The sequence below is a fragment of the Enterobacter cloacae complex sp. HYC033_NIDB genome, assembly GCF_056673335.1.
Genome location: NZ_CP115123.1, coordinates 1321351 through 1336987 on the forward strand (window position 1 = coordinate 1321351; position 15637 = coordinate 1336987).

Below are 15637 nucleotides of genomic sequence, written 5' to 3' on the forward strand. Positions count from 1 at the left end.
GTTCCCCTTATCTGGCGTTCTTTGGGCTGACATAGAGCACGCCCAGGGCGCAAATCAGTGCGCCAATAAAGACGCTCGCCAGGTAGCCCGCTACATTAGTCGCCAGCGGCCAGCCCCAGACGGCTGGCAGAGGCAGCGTCTGCTTCACGCCAAGGGTAATGGCGACCAGCGCGCCGGCGACGGCACCGGTCATGAATACCGGGATCAGACGTGGGTTTTTCAGGATGAACGGGATCGCGCCTTCGGAGATCCCAATCACGCCCAGCAACAACGAGGTGCTACCAACGGTTTTCTCTTCCTGGCTAAAGACATCCGGTAATCCAAAGCGGCCGTTGAGGAACGCAGCAAAGCCGACGCCAATGGAGGGGATCACGATGGAGAGTTCGCGGGCGGTTAAATCAAACGTCTCGCTCATGCCGTTCAGGCCGAGCGCGACCGAGCCTGCCGCCTTGTTGACCGGACCGCCCAGGTCGAACGCGGTGCCCGCGGCGATCATCGCGGAATAGAACCCGCGCCCGGTGTCACCTGCCGAGGTAAAAAAGACCACCATCAGCTGGTTAAGCGAGCCAAAAATCGGGTTAATCAAATATTCCATGACCATCACCAGCGTAATGCCGGTGATCAGCGGGACGAGCAGCATGGTTTTAATGGTGGTGAGCTGCTGGCGGACGTGAATCGAATCATTGAGCCAGCGCACCAGATAGCCCACAAAAAAGCCGATACCAATGGCGCCGAAAAAGCCGGATGGCATAAAGCCTTCGATATCAAAGAAGCGCTTATAGACTTCGTCTGACATGATGCCGCCAATAAGACCGGGGATGAGTGCCGGTTTACCGGCAATGGAAAACGCCAGATACATCGCAAAAACGGGATACATGAACTTAATGGTCATAAAGCCCACTTTATCCAGCACGCTGAACGGCGAATGTTCGATGTTAATAAACTGCCCGGTTATTTTGGCCGTCGCCATCATCAGCCCGCCCATCACCACCACCGGCAGCATATAGCTGATGGCCGCCATAATATGGCCAATAAAAATCTGGTAAGCCGAACGCTGAAGATCGTCTTCTTGTGCGACAGTGGTGACGTTTTTTTCCTTTGCCAGCGCCTGACGCAGATAGCGATCGGTATGTTTGATCAGCTCTTGTGTGCGGGTTTGAAGGTGAGGAATGTTTTCAAAACGCTCGGCATCCTGAATGGGAACGTCGGTTGCCAGAATAATGGCCGTGGCGGAGGCGATATCCTGTTTTGTTAAGCGGTTTTTAACGCCGTCGCTGCCCTGCGTTTCGACCTTTACCTCGATATTGTGCTCGTTAGCCCATGCAATAATTTTATTCGCCGCCATAAAGGTGTGTGCGATACCTGTCGGGCAGGCCGTTACCGCGACAACTTTTTGTTTCGTCATTGTCATAATTCCCTGGATGTGAAAACAGGGGAAGTATAAAGAGAACCTAAAACAGTTTTTAATGTTTGCTAATACTAATTACGTATCGTGATACGCGTAAATGCAATGTGTGAAGCGCCTTCCAGAGACTATTTCTCTGTTGTGTTAATATCATCTCGGGATTAAACGGGGCGTAATAGATGAATTCATTCCAGGGAAGTGAACGTTTGATATTTGAATACATTCAGCATCATGCGTGTAATATTTCTAATATATCGGCAAAAGAGATTGCCCGTGATACCTTTACCACGACAACATCCGTTAATCGTGTATGTAAAAAAATGGGCTATAAAAGCTATACCGAGCTTCGGTACCGTTTTTTACGCGACCATTTTACACCTGCACCTGCTACACCCGACGTGGGGCCGCAGCCGGATGATATTGTGACAGACGTGTCCAGGTTGCTTACGCATTCCAGCCATATCTATCTTTACGCACGGGGAGCCTCGCTCACCAGCCTCAACTACCTGTCGCGCTTTTTGTCGCTGGCGAGCCTGCCGCACCTTATTTTGAATGACATGCACCAGTTGACACGCGTATCGAAGGGGACGCTGGTGTTGATCAGTAAATCCGGGGAGACGCAGTCGCTGATTGAAATGGCGCGTAACGCGCTGCGCAAAGGGTTGAAGATTATTGCGATTACCCGTCAGGGGTCGACACTGGCGTCGATCTCAACGCTATGCTGGCCGTTACCAATCGACATTAACGCGGTTTCGCTGTATCAGCGGGAAGGGCAGCTTGAACTGTTGAGCGCCGTGGACCGTATCGGCTGTAGGCTGCTACAGCACGATACGGTGTAGTCAGGCCGTCAGAGCTGCTTCACTATTCCCAGACGTACGGCATAATCATTTTCATGGTTGCCGTCATTATTGATGTACGTTTTATCCAGTGAAACCAGTTCGACGTATGGCGTCCAGCCATCGTCGAGCTTGTAGTTGAACGCGACGGTATGCTCCCAGTAGGTGTCATCCCCGGTTCCCTGATCGACGTTATCCTGCCAGCGGAAGCGCGGGTTATAGGACATACCGAATTTGCCGATGTTATACGCGAACCAAATGTCGAACTGGTGTGACTGGCGGCGAGTATAACCGCTGCCGTCGAGTTCTTTATCGCTGTGCGCGTCATTGACGGTGTTATAGCGGTAACGGGCGGAGAGATTCAGACCGTTATCGAAGGCTTTCCAGCCCTGAATGAAGGGGCGGTAATGCGTATTGCTGGCGGTGAAAACCGTCACCATGCCAGGCGCAACGGCGAAACCATTTCCCAGATCAAAACGCCAGCGCGTTTCGATTTCCTGTGCCGCTTCCGTTAACCCCTTGTCGTCGGGATTATATCTGTCGGTATCACCAAAAAACGTATTATTATGGTTCTGTGCGGCTTCAACGGAGAAGTAAAAACCGTTATTCGCCTGATGCATGACCTTAATGCGTGAATCATTTACGTCTGAGCGCGTATTATGACCAAAGCGAAGGTCGACGGACGTATTCCCGCACCATCCCTGTGTGCTCAATAATAATGCGCTAATACACGTTGCTTTAATAATTATCTTTTTCATAATATCCTGCCGAGGTTATTTAATTGGCAGGCTATTTTTATTTTGAGTGCGCCATATTGTAAAAGTTATCGTCGTACATTTAGCGTATCGCTAAACATAAAAAAAGAGATACAGCATGCTGTATCTCCTGAGGTTTATTCCTGCACCCACCAGATAGCTTCAAACGGGCGCAATAGCAACGTATCGGGTCGGGAGGGAACCTCGTCATAGTTACTGAGTGCCACCCGCCATGCTCCCTCTACGGGGACGGGCTGCCACTGCTGGCGCGCGTGGCTCAGGTTCGCCACCACCATCAGCGTTTGTCCCTGCCACTGGCGGCGGTAGCACCACAGGGAAGGGTGATCCGGAAGCAAATCTTCATAGTCTCCCCACGTCAGTACCGACAAGGTTTTGCGCAGGCGAATCAGCGACTGATAGGTGTAAAACACCGAATCGGGGTCGTCCAGCGCCGCGCGGGTGTTCACGGTTTCGTAGTTGTTGCAGACGCCAATCCACGGCTCGGCCTCGGTAAAGCCCGCATTATGCGAGGCGTCCCACTGCATCGGCGTGCGGCCATTATCGCGTGACTTACTCGCCAGAATCGCCAGTAGTTCATCCGTATCGCGACCGTTAGCCCGCTGTTCGGCGAACATGTTCAGGCTTTCCACGTCGCGGTAGTCGGTGATACGGCTGAAATGCGGGTTGGTCATACCCAGTTCTTCACCCTGGTAGATATACGGCGTGCCCTGCATCCCGTGCAGCACCATGCCGAGCATTTTCGCCGCCGCCACGCGGTGTTCCCCTTCGTCACCAAAGCGCGACACGATGCGCGGCTGGTCATGGTTACACCAGAACAGCGCGTTCCAGGCTTTGTTGTGCATCCCTTGCTGCCAGTGGCGGAAAAGGGTTTTTAGCGCCACGAAGTCCGGCTTCGCCTTCGTCCATTTTTCGCCCCCGGGGTAGTCTACCTTGAGGTGGTGGAAGTTGAAGGTCATCGACAGCTCGCGGCCGTCAAGAGACGCGTACTGTTGGCAGTTCTCCAGCGAGGTGGAGGACATCTCGCCCACCGTCATCAGATTACGCGGCGTAAAGACGTCGCGGCTCATCTCCTGGAGATATTCGTGGATGCGCGGCCCGTCAGTGTAGAAGCGGCGACCGTCGCCGAGGGTATCGTCCGGGAAATCCTGATCTTTTGAAATCAGGTTAATCACGTCCAGACGCAAGCCGTCCACGCCGCGATCGGCCCAGAACTCGCACACTTTTTTCAGCTCGGCGCGCACCGCCGGGTTTTCCCAGTTGAGATCCGCCTGCTCCGGTGCGAACAGGTGCAGATAATACTGCTCGCTTTCGGCGTGCCAGCGCCAGGCGTTGCCGCCAAATTTGGAGCGCCAGTTGTTGGGAAGCGTATCCGGCGTACCGTCGCGCCAGATATAGAACTGGCGGTACGGACTCGCTTTATCCAGCGACTCACGGAACCAGGCGTGCTGCGTGGACGTGTGGTTAAAGACCATATCCAGCACGATGCGGATGCCGCGTTCATGCGCCCGGGCAACCAGCTCGTCAAAGTCGTCCAGCGTGCCGTAGGTCGGATCGATGGCAGTGTAGTTCGCCACGTCGTAACCGTTATCCACCTGCGGGGAGATATAAAACGGCGTCAGCCAGATGGCGTCAATGCCGAGGGTTTTCAGGTAGTCCAGGCGCTGCGTCACGCCGCGCAGATCGCCCGTGCCGCTGCCGGTGGTGTCCTGGAAACTCTTTGGGTAAATCTGATAGATGACGCCGTTCTGCCACCAGTGAGGAAGGGTATTCATAGTACGTTCCTGCAAATGCGAAGGGGCGCAACTGCGCCCCGAAAGAGAGAATTAAACAATCTGCAACGTGCCCTGACGGAACTTACGCTGGTAAACCACAGTAGTCAGCGCCATTGGGATGATAATCGCCACCGCCATCGCCAGCGCAAATACCTGCCAGAACGCGGGCTGAATGGAGAGGATACCCGGCAGGCCGCCGACGCCAATCCCGTTCGCCATCACGCTGTTCAGGCCGCACAGCAAGCCCGCCAGACCGGAGCCGATCATCGCGCAGAGCATCGGGAAGCGGTATTTCAGGTTGATACCGTACATCGCCGGTTCAGTGACGCCGAGGTAAGCGGAGATGGCAGCCGGAACGGAGATCTCTCGCTCGTTGTGCTTACGGCTGACGATGATGATGCCGGTTACCGCCGAGGCCTGCGCAATGTTAGACAGGGCGATGATCGGCCAGACAGGCGTACCGCCGAGGCTCTGGATCATCTGCATATCAATCGCCAGCGTGGTCTGGTGCACGCCGGTGATCACCAGCGGAGCGTAGAGGAAGCCAAACAGCGCGGCACCGATTGGCGCGAAGCTGCCGGTCATCAGGTGACGGACCGCGAAGGCCACGCCGTCGCCAATCATGCGGCCAAACGGACCGATAAAGGCGTGCGCCAGGAACACCGCCAGGATCAGCGAGCAGACCGGGACCACCACCAGATAGAGGTAATCCGGCACGATGCGCTTCAGGCGCGTCTCAATAAAGCCCAGCGCCAGGCCCGCCAGCAATGCCGGGATCACCTGCGCCTGATAGCCGACTTTGGCGATGGTAAACAGGCCGAAGTTCCACACCTCTGGCGTTTGCTGACCAAGTAAGTAAGCGTTCATTAACTGCGGAGAGACCAGCGTCACGCCGAGCACGATACCGAGAATTGGCGTTCCGCCCATCTTACGCACCGCGGACCAGCAGATCCCGACTGGCAGATAGAAGAAGATCGCTTCGCCAATCAGCCACAGAAAGTCATAGATGCTTTGCAGCGCCGGGTACATCTGCGCCAGGGTTTTGCCGTCGCTCATTGGCACATCGCCGATGACGTTACGGAAGCCCAGAATTAAGCCCCCGCTGATCAGCGCTGGCAGCAGCGGGAAGAAGATCTCCGCAAAATGGGAAATAAGCTGCTCATGCCATTTCATATTCTGGCGCGCGGCCTTCTTCGCCTGCTCTTTATCGGCGGAAGAGTGCCCGGTAGTCGCCAGCAGAGCCTGATAGTAATCGCCCACTTCGGTACCAATCACCACCTGAAACTGCCCGGCGTTGGTGAAGCAGCCTTTAACCATAGAAAGCTCTTCAATGGCCTTCGGGTTGGCTTTGGCCGGATCGTTCAGCACGAAGCGCAGGCGGGTAATGCAATGGCTGACGGTGGCGATGTTATCGCGTCCGCCGACCAGGACGATCAGCTGATCGATATCTGTTTGTTTGACTTTACTCATCATGAAACCTCATGACAGATGGTGATAGGGGTTATGACCTGTGCGCAAGCCTACTCCTTCAACGTGACGGCGAAAATGGGAACGTTCCCGAAATCGGGCGAAGATCACAATAATCTATTCAAAAGAATTATGAGAGATGGGCTGGAATAACGATCTGACGGGGCTCGGTTCGCCCGGTAATCTGCTCGATCAGCTGCGCGGCAGCCTGCCGGCCAGACTCGGCGTAACCCGGATCAACGCTTATAATCTCCGGGTGTAAGAACTTCATCAGTGGCGTGCTTCCCACGCTCGCTAATTGCAGTTCCCCGATGCGCTGCTCCTGCAAATATTTGCTCGCACCCAATGCAAGGGTATCCGTGGCGCATACCAGGGCGGTGGTTTGTGACGTCAGCACGCTGGCGACCTGTTCATATCCCTGTTTCATACCCAGACCGGGCAGCGCGGCCACGGCGGGAAGATTGTGTTTTTTACAAAACGCCAGGTACGCTTCGTGGCGACGCTTGCCGGTGGTGATGTCGGCATGCGGCACGCCGAGATAGCTAATATGCCGATGGCCCTGTTCATACAGGCGCTGCATCAGGATCACGATCGCCCCTTCGTCATCGTAACAGACAGAGGCAAACCCGCTGGCGTCGCGCGCCAGCAGCACCAGTGACGGCTGCCAGGGTTTAAGCACGTCCTCTTTTAGGCCGGTAAATCCGAACAGCACCACCCCATCAATATTACGGCGCTGAAGCATGCCGAGATGCTCCTCCACCATTTGCGCGGAGAACTTGCTCTCCATCATGATCGGATCGTAGCCCTGCTCGTAGAACGCGGGCAGCATCGTCTGTACGGCGAGGTTTTCGGAGAGGGAATCCAGACGCGAGACAATAATGGCGACCACTTTATCGCTCTGCCCGCGCATGGCGCGCGCGGAGCGGGAAGGGGAAAAACCGTGCTGATTCATCACCGCCTCGACGCGCTCGCGTGTGCGCTCGCTGACACCGCTTTCGTTGTTCAGCACGCGTGAGACAGTCGATTTCCCCACGCCGCTTAAACGCGCGATATCTTTAATCGTAAGGCGGTTCTGCATGCTGTATTCCCTGTAACAACGATAAAATAATCAATTGAGCCTAATGCTATCCTGCGAATTCGCTATGGGCAAAGTCTGGTTTACGTTCGGTTTATTTGCAGGGCGTTATAATACCGCCCGATTAGTCACAAACGGTATGGATAAATCACTATACTGCGTGCCGATACCCAACTTTTTACTTACCGGAGGCCACATGGATCCCGATCCCACACCTCTCCTGACCAGGAGAAAACCTTCTTTCCGGTAAGCCAGCCTTTTGCTGTCTCACCGGCGTGAGGCAGCAACGTTCATACGTTCCTGCTTGATAAATTAAGTGCCTGACAGGTACGGCTTTGCCACGCCTGCGGGAAAACTGCGTCCGCCTTTGCGGATGCGGGGGAATGACTATGCTGAAGAATATCACCCGGCAGCTGCAAGCGCTGCTGAGCCGTCACCTGCCACATCGCCTGATTGCGCGCGATCCGCTGCCAAATGCCAACACCATGGCGGGAGCGGCAATCCCCGCTTCCCTGACCGAGCGCTGCCTGAACGTGGCGGCGATGGATGAAAACGAAGTCTGGCGCGCCTTTGGCGGCCACCCGGAAGGGCTGAACGCGCAAGAAGTGTCAAAAATCCGCGCGGAACATGGCGATAACCAGATCCCGGCGCAGAAACCCTCTCCCTGGTGGGTCCACCTGTGGCTCTGCTACCGCAACCCGTTCAACCTGCTGCTGACGGTGCTCGGGATCATCTCTTACGCCACTGAAGATCTGTTTGCCGCAGGCGTGATTGCCCTGATGGTGGGGATCTCCACGCTGCTGAACTTTATTCAGGAATCGCGCTCCACCAAAGCGGCGGACGCCCTGAAAGCGATGGTCAGCAACACCGCCACCGTGTCGCGCGTGATTAACGACCTCGGCGAAAACGCCTGGATTGAGCTTCCCATTGACCAGCTGGTGCCGGGCGATCTGGTGAAGCTGGCGGCGGGGGACATGATCCCGGCGGATTTACGTATCATCCAGGCGCGGGATCTGTTCGTCGCGCAGGCGTCACTCACCGGTGAATCCCTTCCCGTAGAGAAGGTAGCGCGGACCCGCGATTCGCAGCAGATGAATCCGCTGGAGTGCGACACCCTGTGCTTTATGGGCACCACGGTGGTCAGCGGCACGGCGCAGGCGATTGTCACCGCCACCGGCGGCAATACCTGGTTTGGACAGCTTGCGGGACGCGTCAGCGAGCAGGAGAGCGAGCCGAATGCGTTCCAGAAAGGCATTGGCCGCGTCAGCATGCTGCTGATCCGCTTTATGATGGTCATGACGCCGATTGTCCTGCTGATCAACGGCTACACCAAAGGCGACTGGTGGGAAGCGGCGCTGTTCGCGCTCTCCGTGGCCGTTGGCTTAACGCCGGAAATGCTGCCGATGATTGTCACGTCCACGCTGGCGCGCGGGGCGGTCAAACTCTCTAAACAAAAGGTGATCGTTAAACACCTCGACGCCATCCAGAACTTTGGCGCGATGGACATCCTTTGCACCGATAAAACCGGCACCCTGACGCAGGACAAAATCGTGCTGGAGAACCATACCGACATCGCCGGAAAAACCAGCGAGCGCGTGCTTCACAGCGCCTGGCTGAACAGCCACTATCAGACCGGGCTGAAAAATCTGCTCGACGTGGCGGTGCTGGAAGGGGTGGACGAGGAGTCTGCCCGCACGCTCTCCGGTCGCTGGCAGAAGGTGGATGAAATCCCGTTCGACTTCGAGCGCCGCCGCATGTCGGTGGTGGTCAGCGAGCAGGCGGACGTACATCAGCTGATCTGCAAAGGGGCATTGCAGGAGATCCTGAATGTTTCCACGCAGGTGCGCCATAACGGCGAGATCGTGCCGCTGGATGAGACCATGCTGCGCCGCATCAAACGCGTCACCGATAACCTGAACCGTCAGGGGCTGCGCGTGGTGGCAGTAGCCAGCAAGTTCCTGCCTGCGCGGGAAGGTGACTACCAGCGTATCGATGAATCCGATTTGATCCTCGAAGGTTACATCGCATTCCTCGATCCGCCGAAAGAGACCACCGCGCCGGCGCTAAAAGCGCTGAAAGCGAGCGGTATCACCGTCAAAATCCTCACCGGCGACAGCGAGCTGGTGGCGGCCAAAGTGTGCCACGAAGTCGGCCTGGACGCGGGCGACGTCGTCGTGGGGAGCGACATTGAGCACCTGTCCGACGATGAGCTGGCCGAGCTTGCCCAACGCACCACGCTGTTTGCCCGCCTGACGCCGATGCATAAAGAGCGCATCGTCACTCTGCTGCGTCGCGAAGGGCACGTAGTGGGCTTTATGGGCGACGGCATCAATGATGCGCCAGCCCTGCGTGCGGCGGATATCGGTATCTCCGTGGACGGCGCGGTGGATATTGCCCGCGAAGCGGCGGATATCATTCTGCTGGAAAAGAGCCTGATGGTGCTGGAAGAGGGCGTCATCGAAGGGCGTCGCACCTTCGCCAATATGCTCAAATACATCAAAATGACCGCCAGCTCCAACTTCGGCAACGTCTTCAGCGTGCTGGTGGCGAGCGCGTTTCTGCCGTTCCTGCCGATGCTGCCGCTGCATCTGCTGATCCAGAACCTGATGTACGATGTCTCTCAGGTGGCGATCCCGTTTGATAACGTGGACGACGAGCAGATCCAGAAGCCGCAGCACTGGAACCCCACCGATCTGGGGCGCTTTATGCTGTTCTTTGGGCCGATCAGCTCTATCTTCGACATTCTGACCTTCTGCCTGATGTGGTTTGTGTTCCATGCGAATACGCCAGAACACCAGACGCTGTTCCAGTCCGGCTGGTTCGTGGTGGGACTGCTGTCTCAGACGCTGATTGTGCACATGATCCGCACCCGTCGTATTCCGTTCATCCAGAGCCGTGCCGCGTGGCCGCTGATTGTGATGACGGGGATTGTGATGGCGCTCGGGATCGCGCTGCCGTTCTCGCCGCTGGCAAGCTACCTGCAACTTCAGGCGCTGCCGCTGAGCTACTTCCCGTGGCTGGTGGCGATCCTCGCGGGCTACATGGTGCTGACGCAGATGGTGAAAGGGTTCTATAGCCGTCGGTATGGGTGGCAGTAAATTATGTTTGCCGGGTGGCGGCTTCGCCTTACCCGGCCTACTCCCGAAACGTAGGCCCGGTAAGCGCAGCGCCACCGGGCAATAGCTTTCCTCCCAAATTCAACAACCTGTGATCTCCGTCGGCGCATTCGCTTGACGACAATTTGAGCGCATGTTAACAGAATGTTTTGCCTGTATTTGGCCCGTCAGATAAGGAACATTCATGTTACGGTACAGCCTCTTAACCGCCGGGCTCATGCTCGGCGCCTCCGCCTTTGCCGCCCCGGCAGGTGACCTTCCCTTAATGCCCTGGCCTGCGAAGGTTGAACGTCCGACCACTCAGGGCGCGCTGGTGCTTAACAATCAACTCTCTGTGAGCGTCAGCGGCGACGATCTGGGGGATGCGGTCAACCGCCTGCGCCAGCGTATTGCGCTGCAAACCGGCTGGACGCTACAGCCGCAGGCCGAAAAACCTGACAAGCCGACCATCCGCATCGCCATCGCCAAAAAGGTGAAGCCGCAGCCGCTGCCGGACAGCGATGAGAGCTATAAACTCACGGTGGACGCCAACGGCGTAAATATCTCTGCCAACACCCGCTTTGGCGCGCTGCGCGCCATGGAAACCTTGCTTCAGCTGATGCAGAACGGCGCCGAAAACACCTCGATCCCGTGGGTGACCATTGAAGATTCGCCGCGCTTCCCGTGGCGCGGGCTGCTGCTCGATTCGGCGCGCCACTTCCTCCCGATTCCGGATATTAAACGCCAGATCGACGGCATGGCCGCGGCCAAACTCAACGTCCTGCACTGGCATTTGACGGACGATCAGGGCTGGCGCTTTACCTCGAAACGTTATCCAAAATTAACCCAGCTTGCCAGCGATGGGCTGTTCTACACCCCGGAGCAGATGCGCGAGATTGTGCGTTACGCTGCCGAGCGCGGCATACGCGTGGTGCCGGAAATTGATATGCCGGGCCACGCCTCGGCGATTGCCGTCGCCTACCCGGAGCTGATGAGCGCGCCGGGGCCGTACGCCATGGAGCGCCACTGGGGCGTGCTGAAGCCGGTGCTGGATCCAACCAAAGCGGCAACTTATACCTTTGCCGACGCGATGGTCAGCGAACTGGCGGCGATCTTCCCGGATCCGTATCTGCATATTGGCGGCGATGAGGTTGACGACAGCCAGTGGAAAGCGAACGCTACGATCCAGACGTTTATGCGCGACAACAAACTGGCGGACAGCCACGCGTTGCAGGCGTATTTCAACCGCAAGCTGGAGACGATCCTTGAGAAGCACCACCGGCAGATGGTTGGCTGGGATGAGATCTACCATCCCGATCTGCCGAAAAGCATTCTGATCCAGTCCTGGCAGGGACAGGACGCGCTGGGGCAGGTGGCGCAGAACGGCTATAAGGGCATTCTCTCAACCGGTTTCTACCTCGATCAGCCGCAATCCACCGCCTACCACTACCGCAATGAAATTGTGCCGCAGGGGCTGAACGGCGTGGATGTGATAGCGGACACCGACAGCGTCCAGAGCTGGGCTTTCTCCATGCCGCGTCTGAAAGGCAAGCCGGTGGAAGGCAGCTTTACGCTGGTGAAAGGCGATGCCGGGTGGCGTGGATTTATTGATTTTGCTGGAAAATCGCGTCGGGCGGTGGATAACATTCAGTGGCGGGACGACAACCAGGTAACGTTTACCGTTGATACCTGGATGGGTGAAACGCGTCCGGTCGTTTCTGTTGAGAACGATAAGCTCAGCGGCTATTTCCTGGTGGGTAACGCCCGCTACCCGATCGACGGCACGCGTCTGGACGCGGTGCCAAAAGGCATACCGCCGGTGGTGCCGGACCCGGCGGACGAGGCCAATCTGCTCGGCGGTGAAGCCGCGCTGTGGGCGGAAAACGTGGTCGCGCCGGTGCTGGATATCCGTCTGTGGCCGCGCGCCTTTGCGGTGGCGGAGCGGCTATGGTCGGCAAAGGACGTCAACGACATCGACAACATGTATACCCGGCTCCAGGCGATGGACAGTTGGTCCACGGTGTCGGCTGGACTACAGCAGCATACCCAGCAGCAGGTGCAGTTCACGCGCCTCGCCAACAATGCGGATACCCTGCCGCTGCAAATTCTCGCCCAGGCGCTTGAACCGGCGCAGTATTACACCCGCCAGCATCTTAAGTTCCAGGCCGGAAACTATCATCAGTTTGAGCCGCTCAACCGGCTCGCTGACGCGCTAAACGCGGAAAGTGCGACCGTGCGTCAGATGAATAAATGGGCGGACCGTCTGGTGAGCGACGCGGAAGACACGGAAAGCGCCGACGCGCTGCGCCACGTCTTTAACCGCTGGCAGAACAACACCAGCGATGCGCTGGCCTTGAGTGAAAACAGCTATCAGCTGAAGGCCATTAAGCCGGTGATCCAGGAGGTGGATAAACTGGCCTCGATTGGCCTGAGGCTGACGGATCTGGTGGCGCGTCAGGGCACGCTGGACGACAACGAGATCGCGTCGATCCAGAGCGAACTGGATAACGCGGCGAAGGTTCAGGACGAGGTGGTGATTGCGGCGGTATATCCGCTGGAGACGCTGCTTAGGGCGACGCGGAATCAGTAACAAATATCCCCTCACCCCAACCCCTCTCCCCATAGGGGCGAGGGGCTCGATCGGTTCCCTCTCCCTGTGGGAGAGGGTTAGGGTGAGGGAATCAGACCACTCAGTTCTTCAGCACCCACGCCTCTCTCCAGTGCGCGCCCACGCCTGGCTCAAACTGGTTTGCGGTTGGGCTGTACTGCACGCAGTAGCCGCTATACGGGAACGGTTTACACTCGTAGGTCTTACCGTCTTTAGGTTGTAACACCACGGTGCCCGCTTTGTAAGAGGCAATGCTGTCCGGGAAGATAAAGTCATGCGGGCCGCTGCTGTCCGCCGCGTCGCTTTCCAGCATCAGGTTTAGCACGTCCTGCGCGAACAGGGTGCCGTCTTTGTTGGTGGCGTAGTATTTCAGCATATGGTGGCCCGCCGTGACGTCAGTCAGCGTCATGGTCACGTTTTGATTGACGTTATTCATATCCTGCTTCAGGTAACCTTTTTCGGCACCGTGGTGGTTCATCACGTGCGCTTCAAAATTAACGTCACCCTGCGTGTTCACATGGAAGGTTACAATCACATTGCCATGTTCGATTTTGCTGTATTGCAGATCGGAAACGGCGATGGTCTCGCTCACCTGCGCTTTTTGCTCTTCATAAGAGATGGCAACGGATTTCAGCGTGCTGCCGTCTTTCACGAATACGCTGTTGGCGCCGTGAACCGGACTAATTTCACCGGCTTCATCTTTCACACCGACGCGGACATCGCTATGAGCGGTGTTGATCTTCTGCGCCAGATCGTAGGACCACTGGTTAGCGTCGCCTTGTTCTGAAGAGCCGATGGTCATTTCAGTACGCAGGGCGGCAACTTCCCCGTTGGCGTCGAAGAAGCGTGCAATCACTTTATCGCCCACGTTCAGGTTATTCCCGGCAATCTGTCCGCTCAGGGTTTTACTCCACTGGGATATTACCGCTGGGGTATCGTCCGGCGTGACGTTGCCGCCGTTACCGAAATCAACGTCAATGGCCTGATAGAAACTGTTTGTGGTATCCGCAATTTCCCACACGCCATAAATAACCTGGTAGCCCGTACGTTCCGGGACATTACAGGTCATGGATTTTGTCATGGACGGTGCCTGACCATTCCCGTTAATAGTACAGAACGGCGTTAATTCGAACTGGTCACGGGTCAGCGGTTTATTGGGGTCCCAGTTTTGTTTGGTAATGTAATAACGCCAGTTGGTGGTTTTATGCGGCGCGGTATGGTGCCAGACAAATTCATGCGGGCCTGCCGTCATGGGGCTTTTGGTCCAGGCGTTCAGGCTCTGCTTATCAAGCTGGGAGTAGCTGGCAATACCGGCGCTGGCAAGCTGGCCGTCAGGCGGCATTGCGCCCGTCGGGAAGCCGGAGGTCCTTTCTACGCTCTGCGGTTCATATTGTACAGAGCCACAGTCAATATTCTGGCCGAGCTTACACATATAAGCACGGCTGGCGGGGGATTCTATATATCCGTGTGCAAGTGCGGAAGACGCAACCGCTAATGTGGCAACGGCCAGCGCGATCTTAGAGAGTTTCATTCTTCATCCATTAATTAGAATATAACAAGGCAGCGTCAGTCTATTAATGGAGTGGGGGATGCGTCATTGCCTGGAGAGAGTAAAAATGGTCGCAATAAAGAGAAGGCAGCCTGAGCTGCCTTCTCTTTATTGAAATAAATTAGCGACGTACGGCAATCGCTTCAATTTCAATTTTTACGTCTTTTGGCAGACGCGCCACTTCCACACAGGAGCGCGCCGGGAAGGTGGCGTTGTGCTCGGTGAAGAACGCTTCATAAGTGGCGTTAACGGTGGCGAAATCGTTCAGATCTTTCACGAACACGGTGGTTTTGACGATATCGCCCACTTTCAGACCGGCAGATTCGACGATCGCCTGCACGTTTTCCAGCGACTGACGCGCCTGCGCCGCTACGTCGGCTGGCACTTCACCGGTTTTTGGGTTCACCGGGATCTGACCAGAAGTGATGATCATGCTGCCCAGATCAACGCCCTGAACGTATGGGCCGATAGCCGCTGGTGCATTTTCCGTCGCGAGTACTTTGCTCATTTTTTCTCCAGAATTACAGCGTTAAGAATGTTCCCGGCCATTATAACAGCCGGGATTTCATTACCAACCTCAATTAGTTGGCCAGCACCACATAATGAGAAAACTCTTTTTCGCAGTATTTGCATTTGAGTGCGATGTCATTGGCGCGCTTTTTCACTGCGAAACTGGAGGAAACCGGCTCAGCATGACTGATGCAGTTGCTGTTCGGGCAGACCAGCACGCTTTCGATGCGATCTGGCAGGCTTGGGCGGGATTTGCCCACCACGTCGTAATCGTCGATGCGGTTAACCGTGGCGTCCGGCGCGTACAGAGACAGCTGGTTGACCTGCTCGTCGGTCAGGAAAGTGTTCTCGATCTTGATCAGGTCTTTACGGCCCATTTCGCCCGACGGCAGGTTCAGGCCGATGGTGATGCGCTGGTCGGTTTCAGTCAGTTTGAACAGCGTCAGCAGCTTAAAGCCCACCTGCGCAGGGATGTGGTCAATCACGGTGCCACGCTTGATGGCTTCAACCTGGAGTTTGTTATCGTGTGTCATGGTCGTCTCCC

Annotated in this window: 11 protein-coding genes; 3 read left to right on the forward strand and 8 right to left on the reverse strand. The window is 56.4% G+C overall.

Translation table 11 applies throughout. The features are described from left to right. Nucleotides 1-7 precede the first annotated feature (7 nt). Nucleotides 8-1405 (reverse strand): PTS fructose transporter subunit IIC, encoded by a 1398-nt coding sequence (locus O1721_RS06275; RefSeq protein WP_071842881.1) that lies wholly within the window; start codon nt 1403-1405, stop codon nt 8-10. Between the two features lie 179 nt (nt 1406-1584). Here O1721_RS06275 and O1721_RS06280 point away from each other — a divergent pair, with 179 nt between their 5' ends. Then, a complete protein-coding gene (locus O1721_RS06280) occupies nt 1585-2244 on the forward strand; it encodes a MurR/RpiR family transcriptional regulator (protein ID WP_015572516.1) in 660 nt (219 codons plus the stop codon). Nucleotides 2245-2252: 8 nt separating this feature from the next. On the opposite strand, the gene O1721_RS06285 is transcribed toward O1721_RS06280, so the two are convergent. The 4 genes from O1721_RS06285 to treR all read right to left on the reverse strand — a co-directional run bounded on the left by O1721_RS06285 (nt 2253) and on the right by treR (nt 7334). Continuing rightward, nucleotides 2253-2999 (reverse strand): oligogalacturonate-specific porin KdgM family protein, encoded by a 747-nt coding sequence (locus O1721_RS06285; RefSeq protein ID WP_032668656.1) that lies wholly within the window; start codon nt 2997-2999, stop codon nt 2253-2255. Nucleotides 3000-3133: 134 nt separating this feature from the next. Then, nucleotides 3134-4789, reverse strand: coding sequence for an alpha,alpha-phosphotrehalase (gene treC / locus O1721_RS06290; RefSeq protein ID WP_479953684.1), 1656 nt, complete (start codon nt 4787-4789; stop codon nt 3134-3136). Between the two features lie 51 nt (nt 4790-4840). Continuing rightward, complete coding sequence (gene treB, locus O1721_RS06295) at nt 4841-6259, reverse strand: PTS trehalose transporter subunit IIBC (RefSeq protein WP_020480548.1); 1419 nt, start codon at nt 6257-6259, stop codon at nt 4841-4843. A gap of 127 nt (nt 6260-6386) precedes the next feature. Next, nucleotides 6387-7334, reverse strand: a complete 948-nt coding sequence (gene treR, locus O1721_RS06300) for a trehalose operon repressor TreR (RefSeq protein ID WP_017383908.1) — start codon at nt 7332-7334, stop codon at nt 6387-6389. A gap of 386 nt (nt 7335-7720) precedes the next feature. Here treR and mgtA point away from each other — a divergent pair, with 386 nt between their 5' ends. Then, nucleotides 7721-10429, forward strand: coding sequence for a magnesium-translocating P-type ATPase (gene mgtA, locus O1721_RS06305; RefSeq protein ID WP_032647041.1), 2709 nt, complete (start codon nt 7721-7723; stop codon nt 10427-10429). A 202-nt stretch (nt 10430-10631) separates the two neighbouring features. Next, nucleotides 10632-13016, forward strand: coding sequence for a beta-N-acetylhexosaminidase (locus tag O1721_RS06310; RefSeq protein WP_032647043.1), 2385 nt, complete (start codon nt 10632-10634; stop codon nt 13014-13016). A 100-nt stretch (nt 13017-13116) separates the two neighbouring features. Here O1721_RS06310 and gbpA read toward each other — a convergent pair whose 3' ends face one another. The 3 genes from gbpA to pyrI form a co-directional block, all read right to left on the reverse strand. Continuing rightward, a complete protein-coding gene (gene gbpA / locus O1721_RS06315) occupies nt 13117-14565 on the reverse strand; it encodes an N-acetylglucosamine-binding protein GbpA (protein WP_032647046.1) in 1449 nt (482 codons plus the stop codon). 139 nt (nt 14566-14704) lie between these two features. Next, nucleotides 14705-15091 carry a 2-iminobutanoate/2-iminopropanoate deaminase gene (gene ridA, locus O1721_RS06320; RefSeq protein WP_003863373.1) on the reverse strand — a complete coding sequence of 129 codons (387 nt, stop codon included), beginning with the start codon at nt 15089-15091 and terminating at the stop codon, nt 14705-14707. Between the two features lie 73 nt (nt 15092-15164). Next, nucleotides 15165-15626 (reverse strand): aspartate carbamoyltransferase regulatory subunit, encoded by a 462-nt coding sequence (pyrI, locus tag O1721_RS06325; protein ID WP_003863370.1) that lies wholly within the window; start codon nt 15624-15626, stop codon nt 15165-15167. Nucleotides 15627-15637 lie beyond the last annotated feature (11 nt).

Excerpts from the sequence above, each read along its gene's own strand:
- O1721_RS06275 (WP_071842881.1), bottom strand. The coding sequence starts at position 1,405 with ATGACGAAACAAAAAGTTGTCGCGGTAACGGCCTGCCCGACAGGTATC.
- O1721_RS06280 (WP_015572516.1), top strand. The coding sequence starts at position 1,585 with ATGAATTCATTCCAGGGAAGTGAACGTTTGATATTTGAATACATTCAG.
- O1721_RS06285 (WP_032668656.1), bottom strand. The coding sequence starts at position 2,999 with ATGAAAAAGATAATTATTAAAGCAACGTGTATTAGCGCATTATTATTG.
- treC (WP_479953684.1), bottom strand. The coding sequence starts at position 4,789 with ATGAATACCCTTCCTCACTGGTGGCAGAACGGCGTCATCTATCAGATT.
- treB (WP_020480548.1), bottom strand. The coding sequence starts at position 6,259 with ATGAGTAAAGTCAAACAAACAGATATCGATCAGCTGATCGTCCTGGTC.
- treR (WP_017383908.1), bottom strand. The coding sequence starts at position 7,334 with ATGCAGAACCGCCTTACGATTAAAGATATCGCGCGTTTAAGCGGCGTG.
- mgtA (WP_032647041.1), top strand. The coding sequence starts at position 7,721 with ATGCTGAAGAATATCACCCGGCAGCTGCAAGCGCTGCTGAGCCGTCAC.
- O1721_RS06310 (WP_032647043.1), top strand. The coding sequence starts at position 10,632 with ATGTTACGGTACAGCCTCTTAACCGCCGGGCTCATGCTCGGCGCCTCC.
- gbpA (WP_032647046.1), bottom strand. The coding sequence starts at position 14,565 with ATGAAACTCTCTAAGATCGCGCTGGCCGTTGCCACATTAGCGGTTGCG.
- ridA (WP_003863373.1), bottom strand. The coding sequence starts at position 15,091 with ATGAGCAAAGTACTCGCGACGGAAAATGCACCAGCGGCTATCGGCCCA.
- pyrI (WP_003863370.1), bottom strand. The coding sequence starts at position 15,626 with ATGACACACGATAACAAACTCCAGGTTGAAGCCATCAAGCGTGGCACC.